Genomic DNA, 17,767 nt, shown 5'->3' on the forward strand with positions numbered 1-17,767 from the left:
CGCTAGCCAAGCTCGACCTCCCTGCAGCAGGAGACCCTCTCCTCGGCGAACCCACTGCCGTCATAGTACACTAGGGTCCCGTCAGCTCTAGGCGTCACCTCCGAGCCTTGCACACCCCCTGGGCACCACTATGTTTGGCCAGGACGTTCTGTCACAGCTCCTGGCCGGCGGCCTGCCAGTGATAGGGCTTGGGGTAGGGGTCGGGATAATAGGGACCCTGCTGGCCATCCTAATAGGCGTTGTTGCGGGCCTCTACGAGGGCACCGCGATCGACGCCGTGCTCACAGGGGTGGACCAGATACTCCTGGTGATACCTGGCATCCTCATATTAATGGTGTTCGCGGCCTACTTCAGGGTAGCTAACCTCAGGCTAGGGTACCTTGAGCTCATGATAGGGCTTGGGGTGACCGCGTGGCCGTACGGGGCCAGGACTATCAGGGCGCAGACGCTGACTATGAGGAGGAAGGAGTATATATTGTCGTCATAGCTGATAGGGGAGAGCACGGCCAGCATAGTCTTTAACCAGATAATACCCAACAACCTGCCCTACATAGCGTCAACCTTCTTCTCGGCCTCCATATACGGCGTCTTCGGTGCCACGCTGATATACTACCTTGGCCTCGGAAGCCTCGCGCAGGTCAACTGGGGCACGATGCTCTACTGGTCCCTTGGAGAGATGGCTTATATAAACGGCTGGTGGTGGTACGTCCCGCCCGGCCTAATGATAGGGACCCTCGCGCTCTCGTTCGCTCTGATAAACATAGGTCTTGACGTGGTGGCTAACCCCAAGCTAAGGGTGTGGAGGGTCCCAAGGGGGCTCAAGGTTGTGTATCCAAGATCATCATAGCGAATTGGGTACAGTTAAGTGCACGTTTTTAAGGATCTTTGGCCTTACTACAAGGTGAGCCTAAGATGCCCTCCGCAATAGCCGTTGAGGACCTTAACGCAGGCTACCTTACCGAGACGGGCGGCTACGTCAGGGTCCTGAGGGACGTAAACCTTGAGGTGCCAGAGGGCGTCCTCATGGGACTCGTCGGCGAGTCGGGCTCAGGCAAGTCGACGCTTGCGAACATAGTTGTGGGGCTTGTGAACCCACCTCTGGTGGTGGAGAGCGGCAGGGTCATAATAGAGGGCAAGTACGACCTGTTCTCGATGAGCCAGGAGGAGCTGAACAGGCTCAGGGGCAAGGTTATAGCCTATGTTCCCCAGGCGGCCCAGAACTCCCTCAACCCCGTCTTCAAGGTTAAGAGGATAGTAGGTGACATACTGGCAGCCCACAACATAGACATAGAGTCCCACATGGACCTCGTGCTCGACGCCCTTCAGGAGGTCGGCCTAGCTAGGGACAGGCAGGTCCTAGAGCTCTACCCATTTCAGATGTCAGGCGGCATGAAGCAGAGGCTCATACTGGCCATGGCCCTCATGCTTGACCCAAGGATTGTAGTTATGGACGAGCCCACCACAGGCCTTGACGTTGTGACTCAACACGAGATACTCAAGGTGATAAGGAGGGTTCAGAGGGAGAGGAACTTGACCATGCTGTTCATAAGTCATGACATAGCTATGCTGTTCCAGGTCGTAGACTACATGGCCGTGATGTACGCCGGCGAGGTCGTGGAGGAGGCCGACTACAGGACGCTGCTAGAGGACCCACATCACCCTTACACATACCTTCTGCTCAACAGCATACCATCAATAGTGAAGAGGGGGCAGAGGCTTGCTAGGCTCCCAGGTGACTTTGAGGGCTTCTCCAACCTTCCATCAGGCTGCAGCCTCTCGTCAAGGTGCCCATTCGCCACCGATGACTGCAGGAGACGGCACCCTCAGCTGGTCACCTACAACAACGGCGCCTACAGGTGCCTGAGGTACCCTGAGTGGAAGAAAGAGGCAGAGGCAGGGGCGAGGGTCCATGCCTGACAAGGTAATAGAGCTCCAGCACGTCTACAAGGACTTCGTGGCCAGGTCAGGCCTCATATCGAGGGAGGAGAGGAGGGGGCTCATAGACATAAACATGTACCTGGGCAGGCAGGAGATAGTAGGCCTTGTGGGCGAGAGCGGGGCAGGAAAGACGGTAATAGCGTGGATAATAGTCGGCCTGCTGAAGCCGACCAGGGGGTCCGTCATCTATTACCCTATGAACCTCGACGTGGCGAGGGCGAAGCCAAGGCAGCTGAAGGAGTATAGGAAGCACGTGCAGCTGGTCTTCCAGGACCCCTACTCGTCGCTTGACCCAACTCACACCGTGAAGTGGCACGTGGAGAGGGCCCTGAAGGTCTACGGCTACAGGGGCGACTACGAGACCAGGGTCAAGGAGCTGCTGAAGCTGGTAGGCCTAACGCCTCCTGAGGACTACATTAACAAGTACCCGTTCCAGCTCAGCGGGGGCCAGAGGCAGAGGGTTTACCTGGCAAGGGTCATGGCCCTGGAGCCAGACGTGATAATAGCTGACGAGCCCGTCTCGAACGTCGACGCCTCCATAAGGGCCTCGCTCCTGGACCTCTTCAAGGTCCTCAACGAGCAGAAGAAGGTCACAATGCTCTACATAACTCACGACATAGCTACTGTCGGCTACATAACCGACAGGGTCTATGTGATGAAGGAGGGGAGAATAATAGAGGAGGGCCCAACAGATGAAGTGCTCACGCACCCAAGGCATGAGTACACGAAGCTTCTAATTGAGAGTGTGCCAAACCCCTACAGGAGGATAGAGGTTTGAGCCTCCCAAGGGTGCTCATAGCTGGGTACGCCACGGTTGACCTAGTCTTTCATGACTTTGACGACGTCCCTCCCCCAGGGGGCACGACGCAGGCTGAGGGCCTTGAGGTCTCCCCTGGCGGGCACGCGGTCAACGTGTCCGTTGACATGGTCAAGCTCGGGTACAGCCTTCAAGCCTGACCGTTTACTTTAAGGTAGGCGATGACTCCTTCGGCAACCTGATAACTTCCTACCTGAGGTCCCTGGGGATAGAGCCGGCAGCCCCGCCCGTGAGCGGGGCCAGGACGTCAGTTGTAGCCGTGCTGTCTCCGGGGCCTCTGACCTGGTTAGCTTTGAGGAGCTCTCAAGGCTTGTTGGGGGGTCGGAGGCCTTCTACATAACCACTGGCGTCTGGGCTAGGCTCGGCCGCCCTATAGAGGGCTACAGGGGGCTCAAGGTTGTGGACTTCTCGGCCGTGCCCTCAAGGCTCAAGCACATGGCTAAAGGCGCCCTTGAGTGGGCCGACCTAGTTCACGGCAACCCATCGGAGCTGGCCACTGCAATGGGCTTGACATCCTACTTAGACGCAGTGAAGCTTCTTCTGAAAAGCGGCGTCACGGCAGTGCTTGTCAGCATGGGTGAGGCCGGCGCTGAGCTGTTCATGGATGGCCTAGCTGTGAGACAGAGGGCCTACTCAGTCAAGGCAGTAGACCCTACGGGAGCGGGTGACGCAATGGTCGCGGGCATGCTGGTCTGGCTAATGACGAGAGGGGTGACGAGCGCAGAGGCCCTGTCAGGGCTGGGCCCTGAGGAGCTCGCCAACGCGTTAGCGTTCTCCCAGGCAGCCGGGGCTGTGGCTGTCACAGGCTATGGGGCTACGTCGAGCGTGAGCAGGGGGCTGGTTGAGCAGCTCATCAATGAGCAGGGGAGTCATATAATTAAGTCAACAGAGGTCAGGAAGTTCCCCTAAGCTCCCCTTGGGCCTTCCCCTCCTTACCTTTTCGCTGCACATTTATTATACAGTTCTGTATAAGTTTCTAAATACGCGAGCTTACCCTCTGGGCTGGGCGTGGGAGCTTGGAGCTTAAGTTTTCAGTTGTGCTCCTTCCCCTAGTCGCGCAAGGGGTTGAGAGGTTTAACCCAGGTGGCTACAGGGAGGCAAGGGACCCAACCTCGATATTCCCTGAGCTCTCAAGAATAGAGGGCCTTAATGGGCTTGAGGTCAACTACCCGTTCGTAATAAACAAGGACAACGCTGACAAGGTCAGGAGGGCTGCAGAGGACTACGGCCTGTCGTTAGCGGTGATAGGGGTTGCCATAACCCAGGAGGCCAGGTGGGCAAGGGGGGCCTCTCATCCCTGTCTAAGGAGACTAGGAGGCAGGCCGTAGAAAGGGTCAAGGAGGCCATAGACGTGGCCAGGCAGGTCGGATCCAGCATTATTAACGTCTGGCCTGGCAGGGAGGGCTTTGACTACCCGTTCACGACTGACTACGCCAGGCAGTGGGACGCTTATGTGGACTCACTCGCTGAAGTTGCAGAATATGCCGAGCCTGACGTTAAAATAGCCATCGAGCCCAAGGTTGAGGACCCCCAGGGCTACATAATACACGGCTCCGCTGGGAGGGCCCTGGCCACTGTGCTTGAGCTCAGGCAGAGGGGGATAAACAACGTGGGTGTCATGATAGAGTTCTTGCACTAAGGCTGGCGAAGGAGTACAACCCTGAGACGGTGGTGATGCTGGCAAGGCATAATGCCCTCTACCACCTTCAGCTCAACGACTTGCTTTATGACTCAGACCTGGATCTCACCACCTCCTCCCTAACCGCCACCCCAACGCCCCTTGAGCTCAGGAGCCCTGACGCGTCTATGAGCCCTGAGGAGATTGAGAGCCTTGGCGCCTCGAAGGCGTCAGCCGCCAGCGGGGCTGAGGGCCACTCCACTAGCTTGACCTGCGGGCGAATCGCGGCCACGTGAAGCGTAAATGCATGAGCTAGGAAGGATCTATGGGGCCTCAGGTGAGGCGCTATGGTGACCCTCTCCCCGGCTAGGGCGTCCACAGCATCCAACATCTTGAGGACTCCTCCAAGCTTTGATATGTCTGGCTGGACAACGGACACGCCCTTCCTGGCAAGGTCAAGCAGGCCTCTTACGCTGTACTCGTTTTCACCAGCAGCTATGGGAACTGGCGACTTAGAGGCGATGCTGGCCAAGGCCTCGTGATCGTCAACGGGCCAGATGGGCTCCTCAACCCACTCCGGCTCATATCTAGAAGCCGCGTTGAGGAAGTCAAGGGCCCCGTCCCTAGTTAGCCCGCCGTTGAGGTCTATGGCAACCCTGACGCTAAAGCCAAGGGCTTCCCTCAAGGCCTTAGTGAAGTCCAGCGCCTCTCCTGGAGGCTGGTGCGGCTTCACCATGCCTGTTGGACACCTTGGGCTCGGTGAAGTCCTCGCTTATAGCTGCTGCGGAGGGCGTGGTTAATATGACATGGAACGCCATAAAGGAGTCGAGGCCAGAGGTGCTCGGAGCTATGCTAAACATAAGTCACGGCCTCCTCTCCGCTATCGGCGTCTCTACGCTTGAGCTCGAAGAGCTGGTCTATATAGCCCGTAGCTCCGGCGCATTAGGGGCAAAGCTGACAGGGGCAGGCATGGGCGGCTCTGTGCTGGCCGTTGCGCATCCCGGGGGCGCTGCAGGCGTAGTGGCCTCCCTTGCAAGGAGAGCTAGATGGGTCAGGGAAGTCAGCGTTGACCCAGATGGCACCAAGCTAGTTAGCTAGCGACTCCGTTTGCCCCTGCGCCTTCACTCCAGTCACTTCATGTTAGTTTATGGTCGAGCGCAGGGGCTTAGCCCTCAGCCGCCTGCCGAGCTCAACGGCAGGCAGGCCATGGGTAACCTTCGAGCAGGACGTCGCTGGGAGGGGGCTCACGTCACCGCTACCCCTTTCCTCGCCCCTTTTGGGCACAGCACGCGTCGAGGGCAATCATAACGCACCGAGGAAAGTCGGCCGTAAGCCGATATAGGAAGGCCTTCTGTTAACGTGAAAAGGGTTCAGCCCCACCGCCCTGAGCCGCTAGGGCCCCCCTTGGGCGGATCATGGTCTGTGGCCTACCGCGCTCACCTTTCATCGCCTCATCGCTGGCAGGCGCGCTCTCCACTAACTCCGCTAGTCCAGCTGCAGGCAGCGGGCCGGGCCCTCAGCCGTTTGCACCCTGCCCCTAGCCGCGGGGCTACATTGGCTCTAAGGGGCTTGGGGGCGTGCAGGGCCCTGTTGGGCGTCCCCTCGCGGAGACGAGCTTTGCTCTACAACGCCTCTAGCTTTCAGAAACCTGGAGGCATTACCCCCAGAAGGGGGAGGCCTGACGCTCCTTTTGTAATCCTGTTGTCAAAATAAGTGTTGTGCTTCAGGTCACCAGATCACCTGCCCGTTTCCGTCAACTTCCGTTCCCTATGTATAACCAGTACAGGTACCTTTGAGGACGATATGACCTTCAGCGTCACGCTCCCTACAAAGAACTCCTCGCGGTAGCCGTAGCCCCTGTGGCCCATAATTACAACGTCATACTTTCCGCTGTTCGCCTCATCCACTATTAGCGAGGCAGGGTCACCAGTTGCTACTATTATGCTTATTCTGTACTGTCCTGCGAACGACTCCGCCAAGGCCTCAAGCTTTGACTTAGCTGAGGCCTCTGCCTGCCTTATAGTCTTTGGGTCAACGAAGTCCTCGAGCTCCTTTAGGCCGAGCGGGAGGACGTACATGAAGGTCAGCCTGGAGATGTAGCTACCGAACAGGTCCAACGCCCTCTTTACCCAGTCCTCCGTATGCGGTGAGAAGTCAACCGGCACCAGCGCCCTAACGCCCTTCCTCTCCAACTTGATCACCTCCTGACCTCAGCTGTAGCAATGCGCTGCTGCATCAGCTCCTCCTCCTCGATGACCTCTAGCTCCTTGACGCTGCCGCCATAGTACCTTATGAGCCTCTCCCTCATCTTGAGGTACGTTATTATAAACACCACCTGGAACGCTGGTAGAAGGGACGGCGCCATTGAGGCAAGGAAGGCGTAGCCCGGGCCGAGCGAGCTCAACGCCATGGCTGAGAGAGCTATGGCTGTTGCCTCATTCTTTGGTATGCCTGTCAGTACTGCAACCATCGAGTTGCGGTAGTTCCTTATCCCTCCAGGGGCAAGCCTGACATACTTAAACAACACGGTGAACAGTAATAGGGAAACGGTCCCGAAAACCATGGCAGAGTAGAAGACCCCGAGAACGTCGTGTATGTGCATGATCAGCATGCCAGCGTGTGCAAAGAATATGACGAAGATTATCATAAACATGCCTAGCATGGTAAGCGACGAGAAGAGGGGGCTAACCTTCCTAAAGCCCTCTATTCCGGCCTTCCTTATGATGGCCTCATGCGTCGGTATAGCGACGACTAACGGGGCCAGGAGTATCTCAACTATGGTCATCAGGATGCCGACCTCCATCTTCCTGATGGCAGCGCTGGTAAGCGTCAGAGCGCCGTGGATCTGGTGCACAAGTATGAGGCTTATGTAGCCTGTGGTCTCAACCGGGATTAGAGCTAGTGAAAGGATGAACGATAGCGCTACCATGGCCGTCGCTAAATTTATGTCCCCTCTCATAAGCCCTACGTAGCCAATACTCATCGAGGAGCACGGCACTAGCCACGCTATGAAGAGGCCCAGCCTCACGAAGGGGCTGCTGACAAACGCGTAGCCCAGGAGGACAGCCATAAGGGGCCCATATATAAAGTTCATCAATATAACCGCTGTAGTCACCTTCCAGTTAGTAAAGGCCTTCCCCAGCGACCTGACGTTAAGCATGAGCATCATTGGAAATATCATAACATATATTGCGACCTCCATGAGGGTCTGCATAAGTTGTATGTGGAGCTTCACCCAGCCCATGTCGTAGTACCCAGTTATGGTTCCTATGACAATCATGAGGCCAACGTAGAGCCCTAGGAACCTGTCAAGATGATCCCTCAGCGCTACCAGTGCGCTCCCTTTGCTCATACTCAAGGCTTCCACCTTTTAGATTGACCAGTCGGTTAATTATTCTTAGGGGTATTAAAACCTTAATATTGACCGGTCGATCCATATGAGATATAAGCCGCTATTATATATAGCGTCCTGGGACTAAAATGGGTGAGCAAACAGATATAAGGATGAAGATCATAGAGACCGCCTCGAGGCTGTTCTCGGAGGCGGGCTTTGACGCTACGTCAACAGAGCTGATAGCCAAAGAGAGCGGCATAAGCAAGGGAGACCTCTTTCACTACTTTAAGACGAAGAACGAGCTCATAAGGGCCGTTGCGATGAAGTCGCTTCCCCTGGACGTCTTTGAGGACGTGCTTGTCAAGCAGTATAGTACTGCAGAGGACCTCCTCACCGACTTTGGCCTGTCATTCCTGAAGAGGTACGCTGACAGGACAGAGAGGCTCCTCTTCCTCATGACCTTTAGCGTGAGGGAGCGGTACCCTGACGTTAAGGAGGCCCTGTACAACTCGTGCGAGGGATACGTCAATAGGCTGTTCGCCAAGGTAGAGAAGCTGGCCAGGGTCACGGTGCCGCTGCACGCGCGGAGGGCCTTCATTGGCGCGCTTCTCTGCTACATCGTATGGTGGGACCCAGACATAGAAATGGTGAGCTATGTAAGGCAGCTGGTAAAGGACCTGCTGAGGCTCTACTCCAGCTGACGTCCACTTACAACGCCTTAGGGCGATGCACGCTCTCAGTTGGCCCAGATCCTAGGGCCGATCAGGGTCGTTGAGCTCGTCCTTAACCGGGACAAGAGACCTTAGCACAGCTATGAAGCCCGTGTGGCCGATCACCCTGACCGCAGGCCTCAGGGCCTCAGCTTTTGGCTCCCACTCCCGTTTGACAAGCTCAGAGACCTCCTGGACAGCAAAGAGCCCCGTCGACCTTACTGCGTCTAGAAGCTTAACTAGCTGGTTCGTGGTAGGCATGAATGCCACCAGGGGGGATGAAGGCCTCAGGGAGGCATGCACAGAGCTAAGGGCATTCCATGGGTCTGGCATGTCAAGGAACGCCGCAGAAAGCCCCTCCTCCACCGCCGCGTCCAAAGGAGTTCCCTTTCGAGTTGCAGGTGTTAATATGGAGTGGTTAAAAGTATTTCACAGTGTATGCACGCGCGGCCTAAACGGTATTAACGCGGGCTAAGCCCTAGCCGTGGCGGGCCAAGGTGGAGGATGTTAACCCTTATTACATCTGCTCCTTATCATAAAACCCGGTGCAGTCCATGAAGTTGGCCAAGGGGCTCGTCCTAGCCCTACTAGCCCTCACGCTCCTCTCAGCCGCCCCATCGCTTCCCGTGGCGGCCTCCCAGGGGCCAGTTGCCGTGGCCGTGCTTTATGTACCCCTCAGGAACCTGAACCTGGTGTTCCTCTACGCCGAGGACTCGGGCGTGCCGGGCAACCCCCTCTATGGCCACTACATGAACTCAACCCTGCTCCCCCAGGTCCTCCCGCCGCCGTCGCAGGTGAGCGGCAACGCGTCCCTGCTCCAGGGCATGGGCTTCAGGGTGCTGGGGGTCCTGGAGGGCTCCCTGATACTCTTTGAGGCCCGCCTTGGGCAGCTTGAGGGGGACTTCGGGGGCCAGGCGAGGTACTTCAGCTACATGGGACGCGAGTACTTCGTCTACACCTCCTACGTGCCCGGCATGGGCTACATATACGCCTCCAACTTCACCCTGCAGCCCCTTGGCCTGGCCTCCTCGGGCGCCCAGGGAATCACGCCCGGGGAGCTCAGGGAGGTGTATGGCGTGGGCAACATGACGGGCTCCGGGGTGCCCGTGGGCATAGTCACATACTACGGCGACCCCCTGCTGGGGGACGAGCTGAGGGCCTTCGACGAGGCCTACGGGCTCCCCGGGGCATCAGTTTCCTTCGTGCCCATAGGCCCCTACGACCCTAACCTGGGCCTCTACACCGGGTGGGCTGAGGAGGCAGAGGCCCTGGCAGAGGCCGTGCACTCGGTGGCCCCGGGCTCTCCTATAGTAATATATGCCGCGTGGCAGGGGCTGCCGCTCTCAGCTATAGCCGCAGAGGTGGACCAGCTCAACGAGACCCCCCTGGTCGTGCTGCCCCTCGGCGTCCCGGAGGGCCTTGTCAACTACCTTGGCTACGGCTTCTACCTCTTCAACTTCTACCTGGCTGACGTCTACTTCGCCCTTGGAGGCGCCGAGGGCATAACTTTCATAGCCCCCACGGGGGACAACGGGAGCCTGTACCCCTACGGGCCCATGGGCTCCCTCTACTACCCCGCCTCGTCGCCCTGGGTCCTGGCGGTGGGGGGCTCCACAGCCTTCGCCTCAGGCAACCTGACGGCCCAGTCCTCCTGGTCGGCCACTGGAGACATAGGCAGCCAGGCGGGCCTGAGCGACGTTGAGCCAATGCCGTGGTGGCAGGGCCTGCTGAGGCCATCCCATGGGCTTTCCTACGGCAGGGGCTCGCCTGACGTAGTGGCTGACGCCAGCCCCGCCGCAGGGCTCGGCGTGGCGACAAGCTCTGGCCAGGGCGTTGCCTGGGGCAACGGGCTGGCAGCAGCAATAGTGGCCGGTGAGCTGGCAGACGTTGAGGGCTACGTGGGCCACAGGCTGGGCCTCGCGGCCCCGGTGCTGTACCTAATGTACAAGGGGACTCCGTGCAACACGTCCACCAGGTCAGCATTTGAGCCCGTGTACCCAGGCTACAGCTTCCCGTGGCTTGCGGGGAGCGGCTACAGCGTGCTCAACGGCCTTGGGGCCCTGAACGCAGGCCAGCTAGCTAGGTGGCTCAAGAACGAGTCCCTGCTGAGGGCAATAAACTGCACAGTGCCCAGGCTGCTGGTCTCGGCGAGCCTGAGCCCTGAGGGGCCTGAGCTTCTCCCCGGCCAGAGGCTCAGCGTCACGGCCTCGGTGACCTACGGCAACGAGTCCGCCTCCTCGGGCTTCGTGAACCTTTACATAGAGACGGCCCAGCAGGGCGTCGTTGAGGTCGTCCCCATGAGCTACTCAGGGGGCGTGTGGAGGGCCTCAGTCGCCGTCCCGGCCAACGCCTCAGGGCCGGCAATGATAGCAGTTGAGGCCATGTACAACGGCACCTGGGGGATCTACGAGTATGAGGCCTTCCTCGGCTACTTCCTTGAAGACGTAAACCTGAGCCCAGGGCCCCACGTAAGCCCTGTAGTCATGGAGTACAGGGCCGTCGAGCTCAACGGGACCCCGGCCAGGGCGACGCCGGCCCTTGAGGTCCTCTACTACTCCTACACTAACAACACCTACGTGCTTAAGGCCGTGACCTCAGGGGGCACTGTTGAGGTCGAGCTGCCCGGCTATTACCTGGTTGAGTCGCAGCCGCCGGTCTTCGCCGCGCTGCCCCTGGTCTTCGGCAGCATGGTAGCAGTTAACTACGCGCCGGAGTCCCCGTGGGGCTACTCGCCGTCGCCTGGGGGCTGCCTCTACGTCGCGGCCTCCCTGCTGGCACCAGCCGAGGTAGGGCAGGAGGCGGCGGACTTGCTTGAGCACGGGAGCAACGTGACAGTTTACCTGGCATCAAACGCCAGCGGCCTCGTCTCAACCTTCTACCAGGCCTACGTGTACTACAACGCCACCCTTGGGCGCTACTGGGGCTGCGTCGAGCTGCCGCCGTACCTGGGCCAGGGGTACTACGCAGTCATAGTTGAGACCAACTACAGCCCTGTCGAGCTGGGCCCCGTGGAAGGCGTGACCTACGGCTACGTCTACGTCTCCCAGCCGCTTAGGGCGACCCTCATAGCGCCTAAGTACTCAATGATGGGGCAGCCCATTGAGGTCTACGCTAACGTCACCTACCTGAACGGGACGCCGGCAAGGCTTGGCCACTTCACGCTCTCGGTAAGGCCCGCCTCCGGGGGGCCAGCGGCGATCATACCTATGGAGTTCAACTCGACCCTGGGCCTCTGGGAGGCGACGCTGACCCTCCCATGGGCCAACGGGAGCCTCCAGGGCATAGGGGCAGGGCAGCCCAGGGTCTGGGACCTGGAGGTCTACGGCCAGGGAGTCTACTCGCAGCTCGCCCCCGCGGAGGCCCAGGTGGCGCAGCTGCCTGTTTACTATTACTTTAACAGGACCCTGGCGGCGGGCCAGTTCTACCCCGTGGACTCGTACTTTGAAAACGTGAACCTTACCTTCAGCGGCGCCCTCTACGGCGACACCTTTGTGGGAACTGACTACATAGTTGACAGCAACGTCACGCTCCTCTACTCAAGCTCAGAGGGGGCCCTGGTTATAGTGAACTCCAACGTGACCCTGGCCTACAGCCGCCTCAGTGACGTGGTCCTCGTAAACTCAAGCCTGACAATGCTGTGGTCCAACGTGAGCAGCCTAACGGTGGGCCCGGGGTCCAGGGTCAGCGTGGTGGTGCCAGGCTACGTGAGGGACGCCGTGGGCTACCTCCAGTCCCTCGTGAAGGATTACTTCTCCCAGGCCATGGGCAACCTGAGCCTCGCGAGGGAGGAGCTCCTGAACTACATAGGGTCCCTGAGGGCCGAGGTCGAGGGCCTAAGGTTTAACGTAAGCTTGCTGCAGGGCCAGCTCTACCAGGCCCAGGCAAACCTGACAGCAGCTTGGCAGTACCTGGAAGGCCTCAGGGCCAACGTGACCTCGCTGGGGTACGCCGTAAACGCCTCCCTGGGCTACGCCAAGGCGCTGCTCCAGGAGGCCAGCTCAGCAGTCCAGCAGGCTGGCCAGGTGGTCAAGGAGTTCGGGTCCCTGGCGTCCCAGGTGAGGTCAAACGTGACCGCTGAGGCGGAGCTCGTGAAGAGCCTTGAGGTCAACGTCTCGTCGCTGGGCGGCGCAGTGTCAAGGGCTGAGGACAACATAACTGGGCTCAGGCAGAACCTGACGCAGCTGGAGTCCTACCAGGCCCTCGAGGCCTCGAGGCTCTCCTCGTGGATAAGCGGGAACTACACTTCTCTGCGCTCCCAGCTCCTCCAGCTCTCGTCTACGCTGAAGTCCCAGGGCGCCAGGCTGGCCTCTCAGGCCTCCTCCCTGGCCAGGGCCACATCGCTTGCCATGGCTGGGCTCGCAGTGGCCGTGGCGGCCCTCGTCCTGGAGCTCTTGCGCGTGACGCCTAGGAGGCCTGGCCACAGCCCAGGAGCAAGCAGTAGCCCTCAGCCAGGGCCCTAGGAGCCCGAGGCCTTGTAAAGCGCCCTAAAATGCTGGTGGACCTGTGACCTGGTGCGTTGGCAATAAGGTGCCCGGTAGCTTAGCTGCTTCATAATGGCGTCGGAGGGCAAGTGCAGATGCAGTAGAGCGCTGAGGCTATGAATGTCCAGTACGAGGTCCAGAGGCTCGTGGCGGGGTCATACCCAGGCTCAGCCGTTGAGGCGAGGTGCGGCGACGCCTTCGAGCTTGGCTGGGGCTACAGGAGCCAGACCGACCTGAGAGCTGAAAGGGCCTAAGGCTGCCCGTAGCCGCCGCCACCGGGGGTCTCAACTATGACCTCGTCCCCCGGCCCCAGGTCCACGGTGGAGAAGGGCACTACCTCCTCCACGGCCCCTGAGGCCCTGACCACTGTGACCCTGGCCGGCGCCCCGGGCAGGCCGCCCATGAGCCCCCACGGCCTTGACCTGAACCTGCTGGCTATTATTGAGAGCCTCGCCGGCGCCGTGACCCTGAACGACCTCACTATGCCGTCCCCTCCCCTGTGCCTGCCCGCCCCTCCGCTGCCCTCCCTCACCCTGTATGACGTGAATATGATCGGGTAGGAGGCCTCCGCCACCTCTATGGGCGTGTTCATTGTGTTGGTCATGTTTGTGTGGACAGCTGAAACGCCGTCGCCGTTTGGCCTGGCCCCGGAGCCGCCCCCAACAGTCTCGTAGTACGCCCAGGTCCTCCCCGTCCTGGGGTCCACGCCGCCCAGCATGACGTTCATCATGGTGCCTGAGGAGGCGGCCGGCACCCTGTCTGGCAGGGCCCTTGACATGGCCAGGAGCACCACGTCCACCACCCTCTGGCTCGCCTCGAGGTTCCCCGCAGCCACGGGGGCAGGGGGCCTGGCGTTCAGCATGGAGCCCTCCGGCGCCTCGACCTCTATGGCCGAGTAGAGCCCCTCGTTGACGGGCACGTCGGCCCTCATGAGGGACCTGACGGCGAACGAGGAGGCGGCGTAGGTGACCCCAAGGACGGCGTTGACTGGTCTCTGGAGCTGCCCCGGCGCCCTGAGGGAGACCCTCACCCTGTCCCTGAGCATGGTGACCTCAGCGCCTATGCTGACCACGTCCCCCTCGCCTGGGCCCACCTCAAGGACGTCCGAGGCGCTGTACGTGCCCTCGGGCCACGACGATATCTCTGAGGACGCCAGCCCCCTGGCGTACTCTATGGACCTGGCCCAGCCGTCCCTCACTGGCCCCCTGCCGTACCTCTCCATGAGCTCCCTGACCCTCGATGCGCCCACCCTGAGCGACGCCAGCTGGGCCCTCAGGTCCCCCTCGGAGGCCTCTGGGTCCTTCACGTTGGCCAGGTATATTCTCAGCACGTCCTCCCTCAGCCTGCCGCCCTCAACAACCTTGACCGGGGGTATTATGACCCCCTCCTCGTATATGGTCCTGGCGCCGGGGTTTATGCTGCCGAAGGAGGGCCCTCCAACGTCAACGTGGTGCGCCTTGTTAACCACGTAGCCCTCCAGCCTGCCGCCCACGTAGACCGGCGAGATGACAGTAATGTCGTTCAGGTGCGTGCCAGTTATGTAGGGGTCGTTGGACATCACCGCGTCCCCCTCGCCCAGCTCGAGCCCCTCGGACTCCATGGCCCTGAGCAGGCCCCTCACGCCGACCCTGAGGGAGCCCAGGTGGACAGGTATGTGCTCGGCCTGGGCCACTATGTTGCCGTCGCTGTCCACTACAGCGCAGCTGTGGTCGGCCCTCTCCCTTATGTTCGGGGACAGGGCCGACCTCCTGAGGGCCACCCCCATCTCCTCCGCTATGAACACGGTGGCCCTGTGCACGACCTCCCAGCTGACCAAGGCTCACCGCCTCACCTCCAGGACTCCCATGGGCCCAACCTCGAGGGTCCAGCCCCTCGGCACCAGGGTTGTGGAGCTGTACTCCTCAACTATTGCGGGCCCCCTGATGACAGCGCCCCTTGGCAGTGAGTCCCTTAAGTAGACAGGCACCTCGTCCCACTCGCCGGCTATCATGGCCTTCCTGTGCGACACCGGCGTGGCCTCGCCCTCCGCGGGCGGCTCCCTGAGCCTCGGCTTGGGCCTCAGTATGACAGCGAACACCCTGGCGGCGACCACCTCCACTGGCCTGTCGAGGGTGAAGCCGTAGGCAGCTGCGTGGGCCCTGTCGAACTCCTCCCTGAGCCTGCCTAGGTCCTCGGGGACCCTCACCGTGAGCTCCCAGCCCTGGCCCCTGTACCTGGCGTCCACAAGCCTGATGAAGTAGTCCACCCTCCCAAGCCTCCTTGACAGCGAGGCCTCAAGCCCCTCGAAGGCCTCCTCGAGGTCCCTTGGGAAGGGGGCCCTAGCCTCGTACTTTGAGTCGGCCACCAGGAGGCCCAAGGCGCTGAAGAGGCCCGGGTCAGGGGGCACGAGGACCCTGCTGACGCCCATCTCGTCAGCCAGCTCCGCCGCCGCCTGGGGGCCGGCCCCGCCGAAGGCGATTAACGTCATCCCAGAGGGGTCAAGGCCCCTCTCAACGGTCACCAGCCTCACCGCCCTGGCCATCTCAAGGGCTGCAAGCTCGAGGGCCTCCTGGGCCACAGCCTCTGGGTCCCCTAGCTTAGACAGGGCCTGGGCCGCGAGCTCCGGCCTGAGCCTTACAGCGCCCCCGGCCAGGGAGGTGCCGATCCTGCCTAGCACCAGGTTGGCATCAGTTAGCGTCGGCCGCGAGCCGCCCCTGCCGTATGAGGCAGGCCCAGGGTCAGCCCCAGCGCTCAGGGGGCCCACCCTCAGGGCGCCGGCCTCGTCCCTCCATATTATGGTTCCTCCCCCGGCCGAGACCTCAGCAAGGTCAACGAACGGGAACCTGACCGGGTAGCCCGACCCCTTGACGACCCTGCCGTGGTGGACCTCGCCTCCGACCTCGTACTCCGTGGTCACCTGGACCTCGCCGTTCACTATGGAGCTAGCCTTAGCGGTGGTGCCGCCCATGTCAAAGCCTATGGCGCTCCCCACGCCAAGCTCCCGGGCCAGCCATGAGGCCGCTATGGCCCCCGCCGCTGGGCCTGACTCTATCAGCTGCACGGGCCTCAGCTCGGCCTCCTCCACGTCTACTAGGCCCCCAGCGCTTGACATCACGGAGAGCGACGAGGCCCCCATGGACCTGAGGGAGGGCCACAGCGAGGAGAGGTACCTCGAGACTATGGGCCTCAGGGCGGCGTTCACCACGGCCGTCGAGGTCCTCTCGTACTCCCTGGGCTCCATGGCGACCTCGTGGGAGGCCGTGACGTACTTGAACCACCTTGACAGGACGTCCCTTGCCCTGGCCTCGTTGGAGGGGTTGGCGTAGCTGTTTATGAAGCTCACAGCAACCGCCTCGACCCCCAGCGACCTCATCCTTGAGGCCACCTCCTCCAGCTCGGCCTCGCTGACCTCCCTGGCCACGGTGCCATTGCTGAGCGTCCTCTCGTCGACCTCGAACCTGAGCTCCCTGGGGACAAGCGGCCTCGGCCTGGTGAAGAAGAGGTCGTAGAGCCTGGGCCTCGACTGCCTGCCTATCTCTATCACGTCCCTGAAGCCCCTGGTGGTGACCAGCGCCGTCCTTGGGAGCTCCAGGCCGACCTGGCCCAGGAGCGCGTTGGTGGCTATTGTGGTGGCGTGCAGCACCTCAAAGGGCCCCGAGGGCGAGACGGAGCGGACGCCGCTGACGACGCCGTCCTCCGGCCTCCTGGCGGTGGTTGGTACCTTGGAGAGCCTCAGGGCGCCGGAGCTGTCAACGTATATAACGTCAGTGAACGTGCCTCCCACGTCAACTGCCACGGTCCCCAAGGCGCCGCCCACGCCAAGGAGCCCCAGGTCGCTATTAACGCTTAACATAGCCTCGGCGGCCCTATAGTCAACTTTTTACAAAAACTTTTTACACAACTTCTCAGTGGTGTAACATGGGTGTCATGCTCGAGAGCGGCGGATCTGGCCAGGAGGTACTTCCTGGCAGTGAGGCCCTGCGCGCTCCTGTCGAGCGTCTCCCTAGCGCTGACGGGCGGCTTCATAGCCATGAGGCTCTACGCGGGCTTCACGGCCCAGGGGGCCCTGGTGGCCGCCCTCGGCCTCTCGCTCTTCCTGGCGGCCGAGAACGTCTTTGATGACTACCTTGACACTGTCAGGGGCGTTGACATGCCTGGGGCGCCCAGGAGCACCTACAACCCTCACGGCTTCTACTCCCTGGGCATGAGCGTCGGCCAGCTGAGGAACTACAGCCTAGCGCTCTTCGCCGCGGGCTCCGCAATTGTCGCTGTGGCCACCCTTGCTCTCGGCAGGCCCCTGCTGCCCCTGTTCCTGGCCCTGGGCTCGCCCCTGCTGTTCCTCTACCCGGCCCCCCGCGGGTTCAAGTACAGCGGCATGGGCGAGGTGGACGTATTCCTCATGGGTGTCCTCATGGTTGTCGGCACGGCCTACGCCGTGTCCGGCCTGCTGACCCTCAGGGAGTTGGTCCTCTCGCTGCCACCGTCGCTCATAACGACCTCCGTCCTCCTAGCAGATGACATGAGGGACTACTGGTGGGACAGGGTTCACGGGGTCAGGACCCTGCCCGTCAGGCTAGGCATGAGGGCCTCCTCAGCGCTTTACGTGGCCATAATCTCAGCCTCGCTGGCGCTCCCAGCGGCAATCGTGTGGCCCTGGGGGCTGCTCAGCCTCGCGGTGACGCCGATGGCCGTCTACTCAACCCTCATAGTGGTCGGCGTCAGGAAGGTTCACCTGAGCAGGGCTGTGAAGTTTAGGTTTTACACAGTATTGGCGTTAACTGTGGCGTACCTCGTGGCCCTCTCGCTGCCCCCCAGGGTCTAAGCGGGCCGCGCACTTACGGCCTAAGCTTCAAGGCCTTTAACCCTGCCAAGTTCACCTGCACGGGGCAG

At 60.9% G+C, this 17,767-nt stretch carries 19 protein-coding genes; 13 read left to right on the forward strand and 6 right to left on the reverse strand.

What is annotated here, in order from left to right; all coding sequences use genetic code 11:
• The first annotated feature begins 130 nt into the window (after positions 1 to 130).
• The 8 genes from ACZ5GQ_RS00090 (at position 131) to ACZ5GQ_RS00125 (ending at position 4,394) form a co-directional block, all read left to right on the forward strand.
• Entirely contained in the window at positions 131 to 487 is a 357-nt protein-coding gene (locus tag ACZ5GQ_RS00090; RefSeq protein WP_498856646.1) for a hypothetical protein, read from the forward strand.
• 165 nt (positions 488 to 652) lie between these two features.
• The gene (locus ACZ5GQ_RS00095) at positions 653 to 847 is read left to right on the forward strand and encodes a hypothetical protein (protein WP_498856647.1); all 195 of its coding nucleotides are present in this window, start codon (positions 653 to 655) and stop codon (positions 845 to 847) included.
• Between the two features lie 65 nt (positions 848 to 912).
• A complete protein-coding gene (locus ACZ5GQ_RS00100) occupies positions 913 to 1,917 on the forward strand; it encodes an ABC transporter ATP-binding protein (protein WP_498856648.1) in 1,005 nt (334 codons plus the stop codon).
• Positions 1,910 to 2,716 carry an ABC transporter ATP-binding protein gene (locus ACZ5GQ_RS00105; protein ID WP_498856649.1) on the forward strand — a complete coding sequence of 269 codons (807 nt, stop codon included), beginning with the start codon at positions 1,910 to 1,912 and terminating at the stop codon, positions 2,714 to 2,716. Before ACZ5GQ_RS00100 ends, ACZ5GQ_RS00105 begins: the two co-directional genes overlap by 8 nt.
• Positions 2,713 to 2,895, forward strand: coding sequence for a hypothetical protein (locus ACZ5GQ_RS00110; RefSeq protein WP_498856650.1), 183 nt, complete (start codon positions 2,713 to 2,715; stop codon positions 2,893 to 2,895). The genes ACZ5GQ_RS00105 and ACZ5GQ_RS00110 overlap by 4 nt, the downstream gene beginning before the upstream one ends.
• A 259-nt stretch (positions 2,896 to 3,154) precedes the next feature.
• Positions 3,155 to 3,664 carry a carbohydrate kinase family protein gene (locus ACZ5GQ_RS00115; protein ID WP_498856651.1) on the forward strand — a complete coding sequence of 170 codons (510 nt, stop codon included), beginning with the start codon at positions 3,155 to 3,157 and terminating at the stop codon, positions 3,662 to 3,664.
• A 107-nt stretch (positions 3,665 to 3,771) separates the two neighbouring features.
• The gene (locus tag ACZ5GQ_RS00120; RefSeq protein WP_498856652.1) at positions 3,772 to 4,083 is read left to right on the forward strand and encodes a hypothetical protein; all 312 of its coding nucleotides are present in this window, start codon (positions 3,772 to 3,774) and stop codon (positions 4,081 to 4,083) included.
• Entirely contained in the window at positions 4,029 to 4,394 is a 366-nt protein-coding gene (locus ACZ5GQ_RS00125) for an apurinic/apyrimidinic endonuclease family protein (protein ID WP_498856653.1), read from the forward strand. Before ACZ5GQ_RS00120 ends, ACZ5GQ_RS00125 begins: the two co-directional genes overlap by 55 nt.
• An 85-nt stretch (positions 4,395 to 4,479) precedes the next feature.
• Here ACZ5GQ_RS00125 and ACZ5GQ_RS00130 read toward each other — a convergent pair whose 3' ends face one another.
• The gene (locus tag ACZ5GQ_RS00130; protein ID WP_498856654.1) at positions 4,480 to 5,109 is read right to left on the reverse strand and encodes an enolase-like domain-containing protein; all 630 of its coding nucleotides are present in this window, start codon (positions 5,107 to 5,109) and stop codon (positions 4,480 to 4,482) included.
• A gap of 23 nt (positions 5,110 to 5,132) precedes the next feature.
• Here ACZ5GQ_RS00130 and ACZ5GQ_RS00135 point away from each other — a divergent pair, with 23 nt between their 5' ends.
• Positions 5,133 to 5,471 (forward strand): hypothetical protein, encoded by a 339-nt coding sequence (locus tag ACZ5GQ_RS00135; RefSeq protein WP_498857407.1) that lies wholly within the window; start codon positions 5,133 to 5,135, stop codon positions 5,469 to 5,471.
• A gap of 638 nt (positions 5,472 to 6,109) precedes the next feature.
• On the opposite strand, the gene ACZ5GQ_RS00140 is transcribed toward ACZ5GQ_RS00135, so the two are convergent.
• Complete coding sequence (locus ACZ5GQ_RS00140; protein WP_498856655.1) at positions 6,110 to 6,565, reverse strand: universal stress protein; 456 nt, start codon at positions 6,563 to 6,565, stop codon at positions 6,110 to 6,112.
• 5 nt (positions 6,566 to 6,570) lie between these two features.
• The gene (locus ACZ5GQ_RS00145; protein WP_498857408.1) at positions 6,571 to 7,725 is read right to left on the reverse strand and encodes an arsenic resistance protein; all 1,155 of its coding nucleotides are present in this window, start codon (positions 7,723 to 7,725) and stop codon (positions 6,571 to 6,573) included.
• 128 nt (positions 7,726 to 7,853) lie between these two features.
• On the opposite strand from ACZ5GQ_RS00145, the gene ACZ5GQ_RS00150 reads away from it, so the two are divergent.
• Entirely contained in the window at positions 7,854 to 8,408 is a 555-nt protein-coding gene (locus tag ACZ5GQ_RS00150; RefSeq protein WP_498856656.1) for a TetR/AcrR family transcriptional regulator, read from the forward strand.
• 51 nt (positions 8,409 to 8,459) lie between these two features.
• Here the strand turns inward: ACZ5GQ_RS00150 and ACZ5GQ_RS00155 are convergent, their stop codons facing one another.
• A complete protein-coding gene (locus tag ACZ5GQ_RS00155) occupies positions 8,460 to 8,795 on the reverse strand; it encodes a hypothetical protein (RefSeq protein WP_498856657.1) in 336 nt (111 codons plus the stop codon).
• A 176-nt stretch (positions 8,796 to 8,971) separates the two neighbouring features.
• On the opposite strand from ACZ5GQ_RS00155, the gene ACZ5GQ_RS00160 reads away from it, so the two are divergent.
• On the forward strand, positions 8,972 to 12,877 hold the full coding sequence (locus ACZ5GQ_RS00160; protein WP_498856658.1) for a hypothetical protein: 3,906 nt from the start codon (positions 8,972 to 8,974) through the stop codon (positions 12,875 to 12,877).
• Positions 12,878 to 13,014: 137 nt separating this feature from the next.
• Positions 13,015 to 13,152 carry a hypothetical protein gene (locus ACZ5GQ_RS00165; RefSeq protein ID WP_498856659.1) on the forward strand — a complete coding sequence of 46 codons (138 nt, stop codon included), beginning with the start codon at positions 13,015 to 13,017 and terminating at the stop codon, positions 13,150 to 13,152.
• Here the strand turns inward: ACZ5GQ_RS00165 and ACZ5GQ_RS00170 are convergent.
• The gene (locus ACZ5GQ_RS00170; protein ID WP_498856660.1) at positions 13,149 to 14,714 is read right to left on the reverse strand and encodes a hydantoinase B/oxoprolinase family protein; all 1,566 of its coding nucleotides are present in this window, start codon (positions 14,712 to 14,714) and stop codon (positions 13,149 to 13,151) included. The genes ACZ5GQ_RS00165 and ACZ5GQ_RS00170 overlap by 4 nt on opposite strands.
• A gap of 3 nt (positions 14,715 to 14,717) precedes the next feature.
• On the reverse strand, positions 14,718 to 16,730 hold the full coding sequence (locus tag ACZ5GQ_RS00175) for a hydantoinase/oxoprolinase family protein (protein ID WP_498856661.1): 2,013 nt from the start codon (positions 16,728 to 16,730) through the stop codon (positions 14,718 to 14,720).
• A 69-nt stretch (positions 16,731 to 16,799) separates the two neighbouring features.
• Between ACZ5GQ_RS00175 and ACZ5GQ_RS00180 the strand changes: the two genes are divergently transcribed.
• A complete protein-coding gene (locus tag ACZ5GQ_RS00180) occupies positions 16,800 to 17,699 on the forward strand; it encodes a prenyltransferase (RefSeq protein WP_498856662.1) in 900 nt (299 codons plus the stop codon).
• Positions 17,700 to 17,767 lie beyond the last annotated feature (68 nt).

Source organism: Caldococcus noboribetus, assembly GCF_055389385.1.

What these genes read in the sequence shown, in the direction of transcription:
- ACZ5GQ_RS00160 (WP_498856658.1), top strand. Translation starts at nt 8,972, where the DNA reads ATGAAGTTGGCCAAGGGGCTCGTCCTAGCCCTACTAGCCCTCACGCTC.
- ACZ5GQ_RS00150 (WP_498856656.1), top strand. Translation starts at nt 7,854, where the DNA reads ATGGGTGAGCAAACAGATATAAGGATGAAGATCATAGAGACCGCCTCG.
- ACZ5GQ_RS00090 (WP_498856646.1), top strand. Translation starts at nt 131, where the DNA reads ATGTTTGGCCAGGACGTTCTGTCACAGCTCCTGGCCGGCGGCCTGCCA.
- ACZ5GQ_RS00105 (WP_498856649.1), top strand. Translation starts at nt 1,910, where the DNA reads ATGCCTGACAAGGTAATAGAGCTCCAGCACGTCTACAAGGACTTCGTG.
- ACZ5GQ_RS00095 (WP_498856647.1), top strand. Translation starts at nt 653, where the DNA reads ATGCTCTACTGGTCCCTTGGAGAGATGGCTTATATAAACGGCTGGTGG.
- ACZ5GQ_RS00130 (WP_498856654.1), bottom strand. Translation starts at nt 5,109, where the DNA reads ATGGTGAAGCCGCACCAGCCTCCAGGAGAGGCGCTGGACTTCACTAAG.
- ACZ5GQ_RS00175 (WP_498856661.1), bottom strand. Translation starts at nt 16,730, where the DNA reads ATGTTAAGCGTTAATAGCGACCTGGGGCTCCTTGGCGTGGGCGGCGCC.
- ACZ5GQ_RS00165 (WP_498856659.1), top strand. Translation starts at nt 13,015, where the DNA reads ATGAATGTCCAGTACGAGGTCCAGAGGCTCGTGGCGGGGTCATACCCA.
- ACZ5GQ_RS00100 (WP_498856648.1), top strand. Translation starts at nt 913, where the DNA reads ATGCCCTCCGCAATAGCCGTTGAGGACCTTAACGCAGGCTACCTTACC.
- ACZ5GQ_RS00145 (WP_498857408.1), bottom strand. Translation starts at nt 7,725, where the DNA reads ATGAGCAAAGGGAGCGCACTGGTAGCGCTGAGGGATCATCTTGACAGG.